Annotated in this window: 14 protein-coding genes; 9 read left to right on the forward strand and 5 right to left on the reverse strand. The window is 72.0% G+C overall.

What is annotated here, in order from left to right; translation table 11 throughout:
- The first annotated feature begins 34 nt into the window (after nucleotides 1-34).
- Nucleotides 35-814 carry an arylamine N-acetyltransferase gene (locus ACIBCM_RS00130; RefSeq protein WP_399238398.1) on the forward strand — a complete coding sequence of 260 codons (780 nt, stop codon included), beginning with the start codon at nucleotides 35-37 and terminating at the stop codon, nucleotides 812-814.
- A gap of 82 nt (nucleotides 815-896) precedes the next feature.
- Here the strand turns inward: ACIBCM_RS00130 and ACIBCM_RS00135 are convergent, their stop codons facing one another.
- Together ACIBCM_RS00135 and ACIBCM_RS00140 are read right to left on the reverse strand one after the other, a co-directional pair.
- Complete coding sequence (locus ACIBCM_RS00135; protein ID WP_399238400.1) at nucleotides 897-1,340, reverse strand: DUF4240 domain-containing protein; 444 nt, start codon at nucleotides 1,338-1,340, stop codon at nucleotides 897-899.
- Nucleotides 1,341-1,700: 360 nt separating this feature from the next.
- The gene (locus ACIBCM_RS00140; protein ID WP_399238403.1) at nucleotides 1,701-1,949 is read right to left on the reverse strand and encodes a hypothetical protein; all 249 of its coding nucleotides are present in this window, start codon (nucleotides 1,947-1,949) and stop codon (nucleotides 1,701-1,703) included.
- A 71-nt stretch (nucleotides 1,950-2,020) separates the two neighbouring features.
- Between ACIBCM_RS00140 and holA the strand changes: the two genes are divergently transcribed.
- The gene (holA, locus tag ACIBCM_RS00145) at nucleotides 2,021-3,007 is read left to right on the forward strand and encodes a DNA polymerase III subunit delta (RefSeq protein ID WP_399238406.1); all 987 of its coding nucleotides are present in this window, start codon (nucleotides 2,021-2,023) and stop codon (nucleotides 3,005-3,007) included.
- A gap of 780 nt (nucleotides 3,008-3,787) precedes the next feature.
- On the opposite strand, the gene rpsT is transcribed toward holA, so the two are convergent.
- Nucleotides 3,788-4,054 (reverse strand): 30S ribosomal protein S20, encoded by a 267-nt coding sequence (gene rpsT, locus ACIBCM_RS00150; RefSeq protein ID WP_399238408.1) that lies wholly within the window; start codon nucleotides 4,052-4,054, stop codon nucleotides 3,788-3,790.
- 224 nt (nucleotides 4,055-4,278) lie between these two features.
- On the opposite strand from rpsT, the gene lepA reads away from it, so the two are divergent.
- From lepA to hemW, 3 genes are all read left to right on the forward strand, one after another.
- Nucleotides 4,279-6,147 (forward strand): translation elongation factor 4, encoded by a 1,869-nt coding sequence (lepA, locus tag ACIBCM_RS00155; protein WP_399238410.1) that lies wholly within the window; start codon nucleotides 4,279-4,281, stop codon nucleotides 6,145-6,147.
- Between the two features lie 539 nt (nucleotides 6,148-6,686).
- Nucleotides 6,687-8,576, forward strand: coding sequence for an AMP-dependent synthetase/ligase (locus tag ACIBCM_RS00160; RefSeq protein WP_399238412.1), 1,890 nt, complete (start codon nucleotides 6,687-6,689; stop codon nucleotides 8,574-8,576).
- Nucleotides 8,577-9,257: 681 nt separating this feature from the next.
- A complete protein-coding gene (hemW, locus tag ACIBCM_RS00165; RefSeq protein ID WP_399238414.1) occupies nucleotides 9,258-10,490 on the forward strand; it encodes a radical SAM family heme chaperone HemW in 1,233 nt (410 codons plus the stop codon).
- Nucleotides 10,491-10,667: 177 nt separating this feature from the next.
- Here the strand turns inward: hemW and ACIBCM_RS00170 are convergent, their stop codons facing one another.
- Entirely contained in the window at nucleotides 10,668-11,468 is an 801-nt protein-coding gene (locus ACIBCM_RS00170; RefSeq protein WP_399238417.1) for a DUF3097 domain-containing protein, read from the reverse strand.
- A gap of 47 nt (nucleotides 11,469-11,515) precedes the next feature.
- The gene (locus ACIBCM_RS00175) at nucleotides 11,516-12,331 is read right to left on the reverse strand and encodes an MBL fold metallo-hydrolase (RefSeq protein ID WP_399238420.1); all 816 of its coding nucleotides are present in this window, start codon (nucleotides 12,329-12,331) and stop codon (nucleotides 11,516-11,518) included.
- A 178-nt stretch (nucleotides 12,332-12,509) separates the two neighbouring features.
- Between ACIBCM_RS00175 and hrcA the strand changes: the two genes are divergently transcribed.
- The 4 genes from hrcA (at nucleotide 12,510) to ACIBCM_RS00195 (ending at nucleotide 16,967) form a co-directional block, all read left to right on the forward strand.
- Nucleotides 12,510-13,538 (forward strand): heat-inducible transcriptional repressor HrcA, encoded by a 1,029-nt coding sequence (gene hrcA / locus ACIBCM_RS00180; protein WP_389263799.1) that lies wholly within the window; start codon nucleotides 12,510-12,512, stop codon nucleotides 13,536-13,538.
- Nucleotides 13,539-14,672, forward strand: a complete 1,134-nt coding sequence (gene dnaJ, locus ACIBCM_RS00185) for a molecular chaperone DnaJ (RefSeq protein ID WP_399238422.1) — start codon at nucleotides 13,539-13,541, stop codon at nucleotides 14,670-14,672.
- 331 nt (nucleotides 14,673-15,003) lie between these two features.
- Nucleotides 15,004-16,227 (forward strand): nitronate monooxygenase, encoded by a 1,224-nt coding sequence (locus ACIBCM_RS00190; protein WP_399238424.1) that lies wholly within the window; start codon nucleotides 15,004-15,006, stop codon nucleotides 16,225-16,227.
- A complete protein-coding gene (locus ACIBCM_RS00195) occupies nucleotides 16,224-16,967 on the forward strand; it encodes a 16S rRNA (uracil(1498)-N(3))-methyltransferase (protein WP_399238426.1) in 744 nt (247 codons plus the stop codon). Before ACIBCM_RS00190 ends, ACIBCM_RS00195 begins: the two co-directional genes overlap by 4 nt.
- The last annotated feature ends 50 nt before the right edge of the window (nucleotides 16,968-17,017 follow it).

Here is a 17,017-nt window from a genome sequence, read left to right on the forward strand (position 1 = left end):
GTGTCGCGGTCGACACTGCGGCCACACTGTCACCATGGACGACTATCTCCGCCGTATCGGTGCCGACCGCCCGGAACACGCAGACGCCGCGGCGCTGCGCGATCTACAGTTGCGGCACTTGCGGACCGTCCCGTTCGAGAACCTCTCCATCCACCTCGGCGAGGACATCGTGCTGGAGGAGAAGGCGCTGCTCGCCAAGATCGTCGAGCGGGAGCGTGGCGGGTTCTGTTACGAACTCAACGGAGCGTTCGCCGCTCTGCTCCGTGATCTCGGGTTCGATGTCACCCTTCTCCAGGCCCGTGTCTTCGGTGCGGACGGACGCCTCGGGATTCCCTACGACCACCTGGTGCTGCTGGTGGAGACGGAGGACCGGGCCGGCCGCTGGCTGGCCGATGTCGGATTCGGCGATCACGCCCACCATCCCCTCGCCTTCGATCTGCGGGAGGACCAGGGCGACCCGGCCGGGACGTTCCGGCTTGTGGAAACGGGCGACCACGGCGATCTCGACCTCCACCGGGACGGCAAACCGCAGTACCGGGTCGAGATCCGGCCGCGTGAGCTCGGTGACTTCCGGGCCGGCGCCTGGTGGCACAGCACCTCGCCGCAGTCGCACTTCACCAAGTCCCTTGTCTGCTCCCGGCTCACGGAGGACGGAAGGATCACGCTCAGCGGTCACACGCTGGTCACCACCCGCCGCGGTGAGCGGTACGAGCAGCCGCTCGGCAGCGACGAGGCGGTGCTGGCGGCCTACCGCGAGGAGTTCGGGCTGCGCCTCGGACGGCTGCCGCTCGAACCCCATCGCGCCGACTGCTGAGTGCGCTCCCCGTCGGCCGCCCGCACGGTGCGCCTTGTGGCGAAGGCGCACCGGCGGGCCGTGGTGCGGTGATCGGGGGAGCTCACCGGGGACCGGGACCGTCGGCCCAGCCGTCCTCGTTGGCGTAGGACTCGTAGCTGTACCGGGTGCCTCGGTGCCAGTCCTCACCGGTGAGGTGCCGGTACGCGTGGTCCGGGACGTAGAGCAGGCTCTCGGCCCAGATCAGCTCCTCGGCGTACGGCGTGAAGGCGGCCGGGTCCCCGAGGACACGCGCGTAGGCGTCCCTGCCGTCGGCGACGACGGCGCACCGGGTGTAGAGGAAGGCGTCCGCGGACTGCTCGCTCCCGTATTCACGGCGGTCCAGCCCGTACAGCAGGCGGGCCAGCTGCTCGGCGAAGCCGACCACATCCGATACCGGGCCCTTGGACAGGCGGGCCGTCAGCGCCTCCGCCAGCAGATCGGCGTCGGGATCGGGGCCGTCGGGCCGGCACTCGTCGAGGAACTGCCAGAAGGTGTTCTCGTCCATGGTCACGTCCGTGGCCGCAGCATGCCGTACCGCGCCGACAGCGGGATCGGCCCCCTCGGCAACCCCGCGGCCCTGGCGGGCGGTCCCGTCTCCACCGCCGCTGTCGCGCCACCGCAGCTCCCCGCGGTTCCGGATCCTGCCCGGCGCACGGCCTCGTCCCGGCGATACGGCCCGTGGCCGCCGGGCCGGCCGTTCCCGCCGCACCGGTCGCACCGCCCCACCCGCTGTGCGGCCCCCGCCGGGTGGCGCCCGGCCCGAGCCGGGAGGGTCTGTGCCGGGTCCCGCCTTCCGGGGTGGTGGCCGTGTGGTCGGGACCGGCCGCACTGCTGGTCCCGGCCGCCCCGGTGCGCGGGCGGACGGTCAGCGGGGTGCTTCCAGCCAGCCCTCGTACGCGGCCGCGAAGTCGTCGAGTTCCGACGGGTCGAGGCGGGCCGAGGGGTCCTCCACCACGACCAGCCACTGGGCGTCCTCGGCGTCGTCCTCACCGGCCAGCGCGTCCCGTACGAGCTGGGGCTCCTCCCGGACTCCGAAGCGGGCGGCCAGTTCCTGTGCCACCTCCTCCGCGGTATCGCGGTCGGGCAGCACCAGTACATGTCGTCCTTCGCTCACCCCGTCATTCTCCGGCACGGGGAGGTCGTCCCGGGACCGGGTGTCAGTGGCCCGTGGGATGCTGGAGCGCGATGGCCACCAGGAAGAATTCGACAGACGACCCGCTCGCTCCCGTCACGCTCGCCGTGGGCCAGGAGGATCTGCTCCTCGACCGCGCGGTGCAGCAGGTGGTGGCGGCCGCGAGGGCCGCCGACGCCGACACGGACGTCCGCGACCTGACCGCCGACCAGCTCCAGCCGGGCACCCTCGCCGAGCTGACGAGCCCCTCGCTCTTCGCCGAGCGCAAGGTCGTGATCGTGCGGAACGCACAGGACCTCTCCGCCGACACGATCAAGGACATCAAGGCGTATCTCGACGCGCCCGTGGAGGAGATCACCCTCGTTCTGCTGCATCCCGGCGGTGCCAAGGGCAAGGGTCTGCTGGACGCGGCGCGCAAGTCGGGGGCACGGGAGGTCGCCTGTCCCCGGACGACGAAGCCGGCGGAGCGGCTGACGTTCGTGCGGTCGGAGTTCCGGGCACTGGGCAGGTCGGCGACGCCCGAGGCGTGCCAGGCCCTGGTCGATTCCATCGGCAGCGATCTCCGGGAGCTCGCCAGTGCGGTCTCCCAGCTCGTGGCGGACGTCGAGGGCACGATCGACGAGGCGGTCGTCGGGCGGTACTACACGGGCCGGGCCGAGGCGTCCAGCTTCACCGTCGCCGACCGGGCGGTGGAGGGCAGGGCGGCGGAGGCGCTGGAGGCACTGCGCTGGTCGCTGTCGACCGGGGTGGCGCCGGTGCTGATCACCAGCGCGCTCGCCCAGGGAGTCCGGGCGATCGGCAAGCTCTCCTCCGCGCGCGGCGGCAGACCGGCGGATCTCGCCCGCGAGCTGGGTATGCCGCCGTGGAAGATCGACCGTGTACGGCAGCAGATGCGGGGCTGGACGCCGGACGGGGTGGCGGTAGCGCTGAGAGCCGTCGCCGAGGCGGACGCGGGGGTGAAGGGCGGAGGGGACGATCCGGAGTACGCGCTGGAGAAGGCCGTCGTCGCTGTCGCCCGCGCTGCGAGGGCCCGGCGCTGAGCGGCGCGGGCCCCGGCGGATGCGGTCGTGTGGCGGGCACTGTGGTGCTGACGGGAGCGGTCTGAGCGGCGCGAGACCTGGCGGTGCGGCGTGGGGACGTGGCCTGGCGGTGCGGCGTCGAACAGCGCGGGGCTCGGCGGTCCGGCATGGAGCGGCGCCGGGCGGTGCGCGCCTGGCCGGTTTCGCGCTGAGCGGCGCCGGGTTTCGACGTGCACCGCGGGTGGTGCCGGGCCTTGCGACCGGGTCGGGCCGTGAAGCCTTGAGCCGTTCTGAGCGCGGGCCCTCTGCGGTGCGGCGGGCAGTGCGGTGCGGCCGGGGGCGCGGTGCGGCGGTCTTGAGCGGCGCTGAGCGGTGCCGGGCCTCAGGCCCGGGCCTGAGGCGGTGCGGGTCCAGAACGGGCGCGGGCCCGTAACACCCCCCGCGGCAGCCGTCGGCCTCCGGAGCCGGGCCCGAGCCGCGTGCCCCGGCCCGGCCGCGTCCCCGGCGCGAGGTCGGGCCGTCGGGCAGCCAGGTGAACCGGGAACCAGTGGACCAGGGGAGGGGCGGGAAAACCGGAGGCCCCGGGGGCTCTTCCGTGCCCTGGGGAGGGCGGGGGAAGAGGCCGGGGCCTCGGGAAAAGTACTGCCGATGGGCTCGCACCCGCGTGGCGAACGCAGGTCCAAGTGCGAGTCCGGTGCGCCGGTCGGGGAGCGGAGAGAGAGGGCCCGCCCGGGTCCTTCCGGCGATCAAGTCGTCCGGCGGTTCACCCGCAGGGGGTGTGCCGGGTCACTGCGGTGGTGCTCAGCCCTGGAGAGCGGCAACCTTGGACGCCAGCGCCGACTTCTTGTTGGCGGCGGCGTTCTTGTGGATGACGCCCTTCGAAACGGCCTTGTCGAGCTTGCGGGAAGCCTCGCGAGTGGCCACGGTGGCCTTCTCGAGGTCACCCTCGGCGGCCGCCTCACGGGCCTTGCGGATCGCGGTCTTGAGCGAGGACTTGACGGCCTTGTTGCGCAGGCGCGCCTTCTCGTTCGTCTTGTTCCGCTTGATCTGGGACTTGATGTTCGCCACGAAAGAGCCTTTTCAGGTTCGGTTGATCTTTGAGTGAGCGTCCCGGTGATGAAGCTCGTACGTCAGCCGGACGAGATCATGAGACACAGCTAGTCAGGCTACCAGTCGGCCTCGGAGCGGCCCAAACCGGGCGCAGTCCCGTACGCGTGGGACCATGGAGGCTACGTATCGATCCGCCTTCGCCCGAGACGAGACGCCCGGCGTCTCAAGAATCAGGACCCTGCGTGCCCGCGACTCCTCCCAACGTGCCCGAGCCGAGCCGTACCGACCCGGCGCTGATCCGCAATTTCTGCATCATCGCGCACATCGACCACGGCAAGTCGACCCTTGCCGACCGGATGCTCCAGTTGACCGGGGTGGTCGAGCAGCGGCAGATGCGTGCCCAGTACCTCGACCGCATGGACATCGAGCGCGAACGCGGTATCACCATCAAGTCGCAGGCGGTCCGGCTGCCCTGGGCGCCCACCGAGGGCCCGGGACAGGGCACCCCCCACATCCTGAACATGATCGACACCCCTGGGCATGTGGACTTCACCTATGAGGTCTCCCGTTCCCTCGCGGCCTGTGAGGGCACGGTCCTGCTGGTGGACGCGGCCCAGGGCATCGAGGCGCAGACCCTCGCCAACCTCTATCTGGCGATGGAGAACGACCTCACGATCGTGCCCGTGCTCAACAAGATCGACCTCCCGGCGGCACAGCCGGAGAAGTTCTCCGAGGAACTGGCGAACCTCGTCGGCTGCGACCCGGAGGACGTGCTCAAGGTCTCGGCCAAGACCGGCCTGGGCGTCGAGGCGCTGCTCGACCGCGTGGTGCGGGACGTGCCCGCCCCGGTCGGGGTCGCCGACGCGCCCGCACGCGCGATGATCTTCGACTCGGTCTATGACTCGTATCGCGGTGTCGTGACCTACGTACGGGTCGTCGACGGCAACCTCGGCAAGCGCGAGCGGATCCGGATGATGTCCACCGGAGCCACCCACGAACTGCTGGAGATCGGCACCAACTCGCCCGAGATGCTCCCGGCCGACGGCCTCGGCGTCGGCGAGGTGGGCTATCTGATCACGGGTGTGAAGGACGTCCGCCAGTCCAAGGTCGGCGACACCATCACCCAGCAGCACAAGGGCGCCGAGGAGGCCCTCGGCGGTTACAAGGATCCCAAGCCGATGGTGTTCTCCGGCCTGTACCCGCTGGACGGCTCCGACTACCCCGAGCTGCGCGACGCCCTCGACAAGCTCCAGCTCAACGACGCCGCCCTGGTGTACGAGCCCGAGACGTCCGCGGCTCTCGGCTTCGGCTTCCGCGTCGGCTTCCTCGGTCTGCTGCACCTGGACGTGATCCGGGAGCGGCTGGAGCGCGAGTTCGGTCTCGACCTCATCGCCACCGCGCCGAACGTGGTCTACCGCGTCCTCATGGAGGACGGCGCCGAGCACACCGTCACCAACCCGAGCGAGTTCCCCGAGGGCAAGATCTCGGACGTGTACGAGCCGGTCGTGCGGGCCACGATCCTCGCCCCCAGCGAGTTCATCGGCGCGATCATGGAGCTGTGCCAGACCCGTCGCGGCGCCCTGCTCGGCATGGACTACCTCTCCGAGGACCGTGTCGAGATCCGCTACACCCTGCCCCTCGCCGAGATCGTCTTCGACTTCTTCGACCAGCTGAAGTCCAAGACCCGCGGCTATGCCTCCCTCGACTACGAGCCCACAGGAGAGCAGGTGTCGAGCCTGGTCAAGGTGGACATCCTGCTGCACGGCGACAAGGTCGACGCGTTCTCGGCGATCACCCACAAGGACGCGGCGTACGCGTACGGGGTCAGGCTCGTCGCCAAGCTGCGGGAGCTGATCCCCCGGCAGGCGTTCGAGGTGCCGATCCAGGCCGCCATCGGTTCCCGGGTGATCGCCCGCGAGACCATCCGCGCCATCCGCAAGGACGTCCTCGCCAAGTGCTACGGCGGTGACATCTCCCGTAAGCGGAAGCTGCTGGAGAAGCAGAAGGAAGGCAAGAAGCGGATGAAGATGGTCGGCAGCGTGGAGGTGCCACAGGAGGCGTTCATCGCGGTGCTGTCCAGCGACGACGGCGGCGGCAAGACGAAGAAGTAGCGGCCTTCCGCGGTACCGGGTGGGAGGCACCGGCCGTGGCCGGCGCGATCCGCCGTACGGCCTCCGCTCACCCGCCGCAGGTACGCGGGCTCCCGCGGAGGTACGCGATGAGGAAGCACGCATGAGGGAGAGCGTCCGCCCCCGACCGGCGGCGGGCGCCTCCCGGCCCGCCCGCGCCCGCTGCGCCGCCCGCGCCCGCTTGCCCGCCCGGACGCCACCCCGTCCGCCGTATGCGCCCGGGTTTCCCTCCAGCCGCTTCCGGCGCACCCGGTATCACGTTCCGGAAGGGCGCCGGCACCCGTCCCCGCCGTCGTTCGGGCTGGTGATGCCCCTCGTGGGCGACGGGGCCCGGTGATCCCCGGGCGCGCCGCCCGGTCCGTCACCGGCCTGTTCGGCCGATGGCCTCTTCGTTATCAAGCGGCGGCACGTATCCCCTTACGCACTGGCTGTGAGCGTTCTAATCTGATCGCGACTCGATGGTTACTCGCCAGTCATAACAGCCAGTCGTGTGCAGTGCTGCCGCAGGCCCGGAGGATGTCTTGAGCGACACACAGACCATGATCGAGAATCGTCCGCCGTCCGTGGCGACGCTGTTCGCCGAGCGCGTCGAGGCCACACCGGACGCCGAGGCGTTCCGTTACCCCGTTGTCCCCGCGCCGGGCGACGGGCCCTCCGAATGGAAGTCGCTCAGCTGGGGCCGTACGGCCGAGCGCGTCTACGCCGTCGCCGCCGGGCTGATCGATCTGGGTGTGCGGCCCGAGGACCGGGTCGCGCTGCTGGCCGCGACCCGGATCGAGTGGATCCTCGCCGACCTCGGTGTGATGTGCGCGGGCGGGGCGACCACCACCATCTACCCGTCGACGACCGCCGAGGAGGCGGCGTACATCCTCTCCGACTCCGGCAGCCGGGTCCTGATCGCCGAGGACGCCTCCCAGCTCGCCAAGGCCCGTGAGCGCCGCTCCGGGCTGCCCGATCTCACGCATGTCGTCGTCATCGACGCCGCGGGAGTGGAGGGGGACGCGGACGACCCCGAGGGTTTCGTCGTCACCCTCGCCGATCTGGAGGCGCGCGGGACGCGTTATCTGGAGAAGCACCCCGGGGTGGTCAAGGAGCGGATCGACGCGATCACCGCCGACCAGCTCGCCACCCTGATCTACACCTCGGGCACCACCGGCCGCCCCAAAGGGGTACGGCTGCGGCACGACAACTGGTCGTACATGGCCAAGGCCATCGCCGCCACCGGGCTGATCGGCCGGGAGGACGTCCAGTACCTGTGGCTGCCGCTCGCCCATGTCTTCGGCAAGGTGCTGACCTCCGGACAGATCGAGGTCGGCCACGTGACGGCCGTCGACGGCCGTATCGACAAGATCATCGAGAATCTGCCGCTCGTCCAGCCCACCTATATGGCGGCCGTGCCGCGCATCTTCGAGAAGGTCTACAACGGCGTGGCGGCCAAGGCGCGGGCCGGGGGCGGCGCCAAGTACAAGATCTTCCAGTGGGCGGCCGTCGTCGCGCGGGAGTACGCCAAGGTGTCTCAGGACACCTTCCGCCGTACCGGGACGGCGTCCGCGCCGTTCGGTCTCCGTGCCAAGCACAAGATCGCCGACGCCCTCGTCTACTCCAAGCTGCGCGAGGCGTTCGGCGGCAGACTGCGCGCCGCCGTCTCCGGCTCCGCCGCCCTCTCGCCCGAGATCGGCTTCTTCTTCGCGGGCGCCGGTATCCACATCTTGGAGGGGTACGGGCTGACCGAGTCCAGCGCCGCGTCCTTCGTCAACCCGGGCGAGGCGTACCGGACCGGCACGGTCGGCAAACCGCTGCCCGGCACCGAGGTGCGGATCGCGGACGACGGCGAGATCCTGCTGCGGGGCCCCGGGATCATGGAGGGCTACCACGGGCTGCCCGAGAAGACGGCGGAGGTCCTGGAGGCCGACGGCTGGCTGCACACCGGTGACATCGGCGAACTCTCCGCCGACGGGTATCTCACGATCACGGACCGGAAGAAGGACCTGATCAAGACGTCGAACGGGAAGTACATCGCGCCGACGGAGGTGGAGATCCGGTTCAAGGCGACCTGCCCGTTCGTCTCCAACATCGTCGTCATCGGCGCCGACCGGAACTTCTGCACCGCGCTGATCGCGCTCGACGAACCGGCGCTCCTCGGCTGGGCCGGGGAGAACGGCCTGGCGGGCAGCACCTATACGGAACTGCTGGCCGCGCCCGCGACCAGGGAGATGGTCCAGGGCTATGTCGACCGGCTCAACGAAGGGCTCCAGCGCTGGCAGGAGGTCAGGCAGTTCCGGCTGCTGCCGCGCGACCTCGATGTGGAGCACGGCGATCTGACGCCCAGCCTCAAGCTGAAGCGGGCGGCGGTCGAGCGGACGTTCGGAAACCTCATCGAGGAGATGTACGCGGGGCAGCGCGAGGCGTAAGGGGGCGCGTCGGGGGCGCAGGGCACACGCTGTCGGACCAGGACCAGGACCAGGACCAGGACCAGGACCAGGACCGGACCCGGTGCCGCGACCGGCCGGGCCCGGTCCACCCGGACCGGCGCCACGCCACCCGGTCCCGGACCGGGAGGCGGCTCACCCGGACCGGGCCCCCGGACCGGGCCCACGCGGACCCGGGCGCCGGCGTACGCCGGGTGCCCCGAGGGCCCGTGGCTGCCGGGCCCGGCGATGACCCGGCCCCAGCCCGTCCCCGGTGCCACCGCCACGGGCCCGGGCTTCTCCATGGCTCCCCGGCCGGGTCCCGGGCCACCCGCACCGGGGACGGACGGGGCCGGGTGCCCGCGGCCCCGTCCGTCCCCGGGTCCCGTCCCCAGGGGCCCGGAATCCCCGCCAGGCCCCTCCCCGGGTCCTTCCCCGGATCGGCACCCGGTCCCGAACCTCCGGGCCCGTCCCTGCCCGGACCCCGTGCTCTGGCCACAGGCTCCCGGGCCCCGTCCCCCGCCGGACCCCGTGCCCTGGTCCCAGGCTCCCCGGGCCTGTACCTCCCCGAATCTCCGGTTCCGACACCGGCCCCGGGGTCTATTCCCGGGGCAGGACACCGCCCCCGCGGCCCCCCGGACCGTTCCGCCGGGCGGGCGCCCGCGGTGACGGACAATGGGTGACATGCCTTCCGTACTGCCCGACGGCGAGCCCGTGCCCGAGGACGGGTCGCTGCCCGCGTCCGCCCTCGACGGATCCGGCGACCGGCCGCTCGCCTTCTATCTGCATGTGCCGTACTGCGCGACGCGCTGCGGCTACTGCGACTTCAACACCTACACCGCGACCGAGCTGCGCGGCTCGGGCGGCGTCCTGGCCTCCCGCGACAACTACGCCGAGACGCTCGCCGACGAGATCCGGCTGGCGCGCAAGGTCCTCGGCGACGACCCCCGCCCGGTGCGGACCGTGTTCGTCGGGGGCGGTACGCCCACGCTGCTGGCCGCGGCGGACCTGGTGGCGATGCTCGACACCGTACGGACGGAGTTCGGGCTCGCGGACGGTGCCGAGATCACCACCGAGGCGAATCCGGATTCGGTGGACCCGGGGTATCTGGCCCGGCTGCGGGAGGGGGGCTTCAACCGGATCTCGTTCGGCATGCAGAGCGCGCGGCGGCATGTGCTGAAGGTGCTCGACCGTACGCACACACCGGGGCGGCCCGAGGCATGTGTGGCCGAGGCACGGGCGGCGGGCTTCGACCATGTGAACCTCGACCTGATCTACGGCACCCCGGGCGAGAGCGACGACGACTGGCGGGCCTCGCTGGCGGCGGCCGTGGGCGCGGGGCCGGACCATATCTCCGCGTACGCGCTGATCGTCGAGGAGGGCACCGGGCTGGCGCGGCGCATCCGGCGCGGGGAGGTGCCCATGACCGACGACGACGTCCACGCGGACCGCTATCTGATCGCGGACTCCGTCCTCGCGGAGGCGGGCTACTCCTGGTACGAGGTCTCCAACTGGGCCACCACCGAGGCCGGGCGCTGTCTTCACAACGAGCTCTACTGGCGCGGAGCCGACTGGTGGGGCGCCGGACCGGGGGCGCACAGCCATGTGGGCGGAGTGCGGTGGTGGAATGTGAAGCACCCCGGCGCGTACGCGGGCGCGCTGGCCGCCGGACGGTCGCCGGGCGCGGGCCGGGAGGTCCTCACGGCGGAGGACCGCCGGGTCGAGCGCATCCTCCTGGAACTGCGGCTCCGGGACGGCGTACCGCTCTCCCTGCTGCGGCCCGCCGGCCTGGATGCGTCCCGTACGGCCCTGTCGGACGGCCTCCTGGAGCCCACGGCGTACGAGGAGGGGCGCGGGGTCCTGACCCTGCGGGGACGGCTGCTGGCGGACGGGGTGGTCCGGGAACTCGTGGACTGAGGTCCCCCGGAACCGCTCCGCGGCGTACCCGCGCACCGGCCACGCCCGGCCGGTCACAGGAGGCCGTACAGTCACACGCGCCGGACGGTCACGAACAGCCGCACCCGTAACAGACGTAACAGGCAGCCGTCACGGACGGTCCCACCGCAACGGCCACAACCACCCCCGCGCCCCCGCTCATGCCTCCGTCACATGGTCGATGAGGTGCTCCACCGCGCCCAGCAGTTCCGGCTCCAGGTCCTTGTAGGAACGCACCCGGGAGAGGATGTGCTGCCAGGCCGCGCCCGTGTTCGGGGGCCAGCCGAGGGCCTCGCAGACGCCCGTCTTCCAGTCCCGGCCACGGGGGACGGAGGGCCACCCCGGGATACCGACCGACGACGGCTTCACGGCCGCCCACACATCGATGTACGGATGTCCGACGACCAGGACGTGCTCGCCGGTGACGGAGGCGGCGATCCGGGACTCCTTCGAGCCCGGGACCAGATGGTCGACCAGGATGCCGAGGCGGGCGTCCTGCGCGGGGGCGAAGTCGGCGACGATCGCGGGGAGGTCGTCGACGCCCTCCAGATACTCGACGACCACCCCCTCGATCCGCAGGTCGTCACCCCAGACCCTCTCGACGAGTTCGGCGTCGTGCCGGCCCTCCACATAGATACGGCCCGCGCGGGCGACCCGCGCCCGAGCGCCGGGGACTGCGACCGAACCGGAGGCGGTACGGGCCGGGGCCGCGGGCGCCGAGGACGGACGGACCAGGGTCACCACCTTTCCCTCCAGGAGGAAGCCGCGGGGGTCCAGCGGGAAGACCCGGTGCTTGCCGAAGCGGTCCTCCAGGGTCACCGTGCCCGCCTCGCAGCGGATCACCGCGCCGCAGAAGCCCGTGGTGACCTCCTCCACGACCAGATCGGGATCGGCGGGGACCTCGGGAGCGGAGGCGGACTTCTTCCAAGGGGGCGTCAGATCAGGGCTGTAGCTGCGCATGCGCCCATTGTGCTGGGTGGGGCCCCGGGGGCGAGTTCAGGACATCCTCAACCGGCCGCCGGATCCGGGCCGGACGCCGACGCACCGGAAGGCCCTGTTCCGAAGCGTTCGGCCAACGCGTCCCGCTGTGCCCGTACGAACCGCGCGTCCACCACCGCGCCGTGCCCCGGCACATACGCCGCGTCCTCGCCGCCGAGCGCCAGCAGCCGGTCCAGCGCGTCCGGCCAGCGGGACGGGATCGCGTCCGGACCCGCCTGCGGCTCGCCCGACTCCTCGACCAGATCGCCGCAGAAGACGACTTCCGGGCTCCCCGGCACCAGGACCACCAGATCGTGGCCCGTGTGGCCGGGGCCCACATTCGCCAGCAGCACCTGACGGCTGCCGAGGTCCAGCGTCCGCTCCCCGGTGACCAGGTGCGTCGGCGCGACCAGCAGGTCCGCGGCCCGGGCGGCCTCGTCCTCGGGCACCCCATGGCGTGCGGCGTCCGAGCGCAGCGCGTCCCGCTCCCGCCGCAGCAGCGCGTCGACCCCCACCGCTCCGTACACCTCCGCGCCCGCGAAGGCCGCGGTGCCCATGACATGGTCGAAGTGCGGATGGCTCAGCGCGATATGGGTCACCCGCCGGACGGCCGCTCCGCCTCCGCCCCCGCCCGCGGGGCCCTCCCCGGGGCCTGTGGCCCCCAGCAGGGCCTCCGCCTGCGCCCGTAGCTCCGCGCCCTCGCGGAGCGTCGAGCCCGTGTCGTACAGGAGTACGCCCTCCGTGCCGACGACGAGCCCACAGGTCGCGTCCCAGCCAGGGAGGCGACGCCTGCCCACCCCCTCGGCGAGACGCTCCCAGCCGAGGTCTTCCCAACCGACGTCCATAGCGCGACGCTACTGGCAAAGACCAGGACAGGGCGCACGGTAGCGTGGTTGGCCGCCCTTGCTGGCGCCGTACCGGGCAGCCGTACACTGGCACGGGGAAATTACTGGCACTCGGACGGCGTGAGTGCCAGGCAGTGACCGGAGAACCACCGAGGGACATCAGCTGGAGGTGTGCGCGATGCTCAGCGAACGCAGACTCGAGGTGCTGCGCGCCATCGTCCAGGACTATGTCGGCACCGAGGAGCCCGTCGGCTCCAAGGCGCTCACCGAGCGCCACAAGCTCGGCGTCTCCCCGGCCACCGTGCGCAACGACATGGCCGTGCTGGAGGAGGAGGGCTTCATCGCCCAGCCCCACACCAGCGCCGGACGCATCCCCACCGACAAGGGGTACCGCCTCTTCGTCGACCGGCTCGCCGGGGTCAAGCCCCTGTCCTCGGCCGAGCGCCGCGCGATCCAGAGCTTCCTGGACGGAGCCGTCGACCTCGACGACGTCGTCGGCCGTACGGTACGGCTGCTGGCGCAGCTGACCCGCCAGGTCGCGATCGTGCAGTACCCCTCGCTCACCCGGTCCACCGTCCGCCATGTCGAACTGCTCTCCCTCGCGCCCGCGCGGCTGATGCTCGTGCTGATCACGGACACCGGACGGGTCGAGCAGCGCATGATCGACTGTCCCGCGCCCTTCGGGGACACCGCCCTCGCGGATCTGCGCGCCCGGCTCAACAGCAGGGTCGTGGGACGCAGATTCGCGGATGTGCCGCAGCTGGTGCAGGACCTTCCCGACTCCTTCGAGGAGCCGGAGGACCGGGGTACGGTCTCCACCGTGCTCTCCACCCTCCTCGAAACTCTGGTCGAGGAGACCGAGGAGCGGCTGATGATCGGCGGCACCGCCAATCTGACCCGCTTCGGGCACGACTTCCCGCTCACGATCAGGCCCGTGCTGGAGGCGCTGGAGGAGCATGTCGTCCTCCTCAAGCTCCTCGGCGAGGCCAAGGAGTCGGGCGGAATGGGCATGACCGTGAGGATCGGTCACGAGAATGCCTACGAGGGGCTCAACTCCACCTCCGTGGTCGCCGTCGGCTACGGTTCGGGCGACGAGGCAGTCGCCAAACTCGGCGTGGTCGGACCGACCCGCATGGACTACCCCGGAACGATGGGAGCGGTACGCGCAGTGGCACGTTACGTCGGACAGATCCTGGCGGAGTCGTAAGTGGCCACGGACTACTACGCCGTACTCGGCGTACGCCGCGACGCATCGCAGGACGAGATCAAGAAGGCATTCCGGCGGCTCGCGCGTGAGCTCCACCCGGACGTCAATCCCGATCCGAAGACGCAGGAGCGGTTCAAGGAGATCAACGCCGCCTACGAGGTGCTCTCGGACCCGCAGAAGAAGCAGGTCTACGACCTCGGCGGCGACCCGCTGTCCCAGGCGGGCGGCGGCGCGGGCGGTTTCGGCGCCGGAGGGTTCGGGAATTTCTCGGACATCATGGACGCCTTCTTCGGCACGGCGTCCCAGCGCGGCCCGCGTTCGCGTACGCGCCGGGGCCAGGACGCCATGATCCGCCTGGAGATCGAGCTCAACGAGGCCGCCTTCGGCACGACGAAGGACATCCAGGTCGACACCGCCGTCGTCTGTACGACGTGCAGCGGCGAGGGCGCGGCCCCGGGCACCTCCGCCCAGACCTGTGACATGTGCCGTGGCCGCGGTGAGGTCTCGCAGGTGACCCGGTCCTTCCTGGGCCAGGTCATGACCTCCCGCCCCTGCCCCCAGTGCCAGGGCTTCGGGACCGTCGTCCCGACCCCGTGCCCCGAGTGCGCGGGCGACGGCCGGGTCCGTTCCCGCCGAACCCTGACGGTGAAGATCCCCGCCGGTGTCGACAACGGCACCCGGATCCAGCTCGCCGGCGAGGGCGAGGTCGGCCCCGGTGGCGGGCCCGCGGGCGATCTGTACGTCGAGATCCACGAGCTGCCGCACCCGGTGTTCCAGCGCCGGGGCGACGATCTGCACTGCACGGTGACCATTCCGATGACGGCGGGCGCGCTCGGTACGAAGGTGCCGCTGGAGACGCTGGACGGCATGGAGGAGGTCGACATCCGCCCGGGGACCCAGTCCGGGCAGTCGATCCCGCTGCACACGCGCGGGGTCACCCATCTCCGGGGCGGCGGACGCGGCGATCTCATCGTCCATGTCGAGGTCACCACCCCGTCGAAGCTGGACGCGGAGCAGGAGCGGCTGCTGCGGGAGCTGGCGAAGCTACGGGGCGAGGAGCGCCCGATGGGGCAGTTCCAGCCGGGGCAGCAGGGGCTGTTCTCCCGTTTGAAGGACGCGTTCAACGGCCGGTAGGCCGCAGCCGGCGGTACGGCTTAGCGGGTCCGGGCAGGGGCCGGGTGCTGTCGCCGTACCCGGGCGGGGGAGCGCGCGCGGCCGTCGCGTACGTCCGCAGCGCATCGCGGTCCCGCGGACCTGCCCGGCAACGTGCCGTCGGTCCCGCGGACCTGCGCGGCCTCGCGGTGGCGGTCCGGCGCCCGGTCACGGCGTGCCACCGGTCGGACCGCGGCCTTCCCCGTGACCGTACGGATCCGGACCGAGGGGCCATGAGCAGGTAAACCCGCCTCCCCCGGGGCGTACCGGGCCCGATTCGGCGGTATCGGGCCCACGGTGGCACGATGCCTGCATGTCCTCCGCGCCCCCCGCGTCCTCCGTACTGACCGATCTCCGCCGCTGTCCGATCGTGCAGGCCCCCATGGCGGGCGGCGCGTCGGGTCCCCAGCTGGCCGCCGCCGTGTCCGACGCAGGAGGGCTCGGCTTCCTCGCCGCCGGGTACAAGACCACGGACGGCATGTACCAGGAGATCAAACAGATCCGGGGGCTCACGGGACGGCCCTTCGGAGTGAACCTCTTCATGCCGCAGCAGCAGAGCGCCGACGCCGCGACGGTGGAGGTCTACCGGCATCAGCTCGCGGGAGAGGCCTCCTGGTACGAGACCCCGCTCGGCGACCCCGAGTCCGGCGGCGACGACGGCTACGAGGCCAAGCTCGCCATCCTGCGGGACGACCCCGTGCCGGTCGTCTCCTTCACCTTCGGCTGCCCGGGCCAGGAGGTGCTCGAATCCTTCGCCAAGGCGGGCACCCTGACCGTCGTCACGGTCACCACACCCGAGGAGGCGCAGGTCGCGCAGTGGGCGGGCGCGGACGCCGTCTGCGTCCAGGGCATCGAGGCCGGGGGACACCAGGGCACCCACCGGGACGACCCCACGAGGGACGGCACCGGCATCGGCCTGCTCACGCTGATCACCCTCGTACGGGAGAGCGTACGGCTGCCGATCATCGCCGCCGGCGGTCTGATGCGCGGCAGCCAGATCGCGGCCGTCCTGGCGGCCGGGGCGACGGCGGCGCAGCTCGGCACCGCGTTCGTGGTCTGCCCCGAGTCCGGCGCGCACCCCCTGCACAAGCAGGCGATGACCAACCCGCTCTTCGCCCGGACCGATCTCACCCGGGCCTTCTCCGGGCGGCCCGCGCGCGGGCTCGTGAACCGCTTTATGCGCGAACACGGCCCGTACGCCCCCGCCGCCTACCCCCAGGTCCACCATCTGACGAGCGGGCTGCGCAAGGCGGCGGCGAGGGCGGGGGACGCGCAGGGCATGTCGCTGTGGGCCGGGCAGGGGCACCGGCTGGCACGCGATCTGCCGGCGGGGCGGCTGGTGGAGGTGCTCATGGAGGAGACGGCCGCCGGGCCGGGCGCCCCCGGGCCGGCCGCGGATGTCTCCGGCACGGACCCCGGGGGAGGCGCCAGCGGTGAGCCCCCGGTGACGGGCGGCGGGACCGGTCCCGGAGGCGTTCCCCGCCGGGACACCGGACGGGGAGCGCGTGACCTGCTGTCGGGGGAGGTGTCCGGATGACCGCGCCCGTGTTCGTCGTCGGCACACTGGAGGGCGAGGGCCCCGGCTCGGTCCTCACCCTGGACGGGCCCGAGGGGCGGCACGCCGTCTCCGTACGGCGGCTCCAGCCCGGCGAGGAGATCGTTCTGACGGACGGCCTCGGCCGGGGCGCGGCCGGAGCCGTCCTGAGCACCGAGGGCAAGGACCGGCTGACCGTGCGGGTGCAGAGCCTTCCGGTGGAGCCCGAGCCCGTGCCCCGTATCACCGTCGTCCAGGCCCTTCCCAAGGGCGATCGCGGCGAACTCGCCGTCGAGACCATGACCGAGACGGGTGTCGACGCGATCGTGCCGTGGGCCGCCGCGCGCTGTATCACCCAGTGGAGGGGCGAGCGCGGGGCCAAGTCCCTCGCCAAGTGGCGGGCCACCGCCCGGGAGGCGGGCAAGCAGTCGCGCAGGCTCCGCTTCCCCGAGGTCGCGGACGCGGCGACGACCAAGGAGATCGCGGCCCTTCTCGCCGGAGCCGACTTCGCCGCCGTGCTCCACGAGGAGGGCGCGGAGCCCCTCGCCACGGCACCCCTGCCGTCCGAGGGCTCGATCGTGCTGGTCGTGGGCCCGGAGGGAGGCGTCTCACCGGAGGAACTGGCGGTGTTCGCGGCGGCGGGGGCCAAGCCGTACCGGCTGGGCCGGAGCGTGCTGCGGACCTCCACGGCGGGTACGGCGGGGGTCGCGCTGCTGCTGGGGCGCACGGGACGCTGGTCGTAGCCGGGCGGAACGTTGCCGGTTTGACCGGGGGTGGGACCCCGAGGGCGGGC

It is taken from the genome of Streptomyces sp. NPDC051018, from assembly GCF_044456085.1.
Taxonomy (GTDB): Bacteria; Actinomycetota; Actinomycetes; order Streptomycetales; family Streptomycetaceae; genus Streptomyces.

Bases quoted from the DNA above. Each gene is read 5' to 3' on its own strand.
- holA (WP_399238406.1), top strand. From the start codon at position 2,021: ATGGCCACCAGGAAGAATTCGACAGACGACCCGCTCGCTCCCGTCACG.
- ACIBCM_RS00170 (WP_399238417.1), bottom strand. From the start codon at position 11,468: ATGCGCAGCTACAGCCCTGATCTGACGCCCCCTTGGAAGAAGTCCGCC.
- hrcA (WP_389263799.1), top strand. From the start codon at position 12,510: ATGCTCAGCGAACGCAGACTCGAGGTGCTGCGCGCCATCGTCCAGGAC.
- ACIBCM_RS00190 (WP_399238424.1), top strand. From the start codon at position 15,004: ATGTCCTCCGCGCCCCCCGCGTCCTCCGTACTGACCGATCTCCGCCGC.
- hemW (WP_399238414.1), top strand. From the start codon at position 9,258: ATGCCTTCCGTACTGCCCGACGGCGAGCCCGTGCCCGAGGACGGGTCG.
- ACIBCM_RS00195 (WP_399238426.1), top strand. From the start codon at position 16,224: ATGACCGCGCCCGTGTTCGTCGTCGGCACACTGGAGGGCGAGGGCCCC.
- ACIBCM_RS00130 (WP_399238398.1), top strand. From the start codon at position 35: ATGGACGACTATCTCCGCCGTATCGGTGCCGACCGCCCGGAACACGCA.
- ACIBCM_RS00135 (WP_399238400.1), bottom strand. From the start codon at position 1,340: ATGGACGAGAACACCTTCTGGCAGTTCCTCGACGAGTGCCGGCCCGAC.
- ACIBCM_RS00175 (WP_399238420.1), bottom strand. From the start codon at position 12,331: ATGGACGTCGGTTGGGAAGACCTCGGCTGGGAGCGTCTCGCCGAGGGG.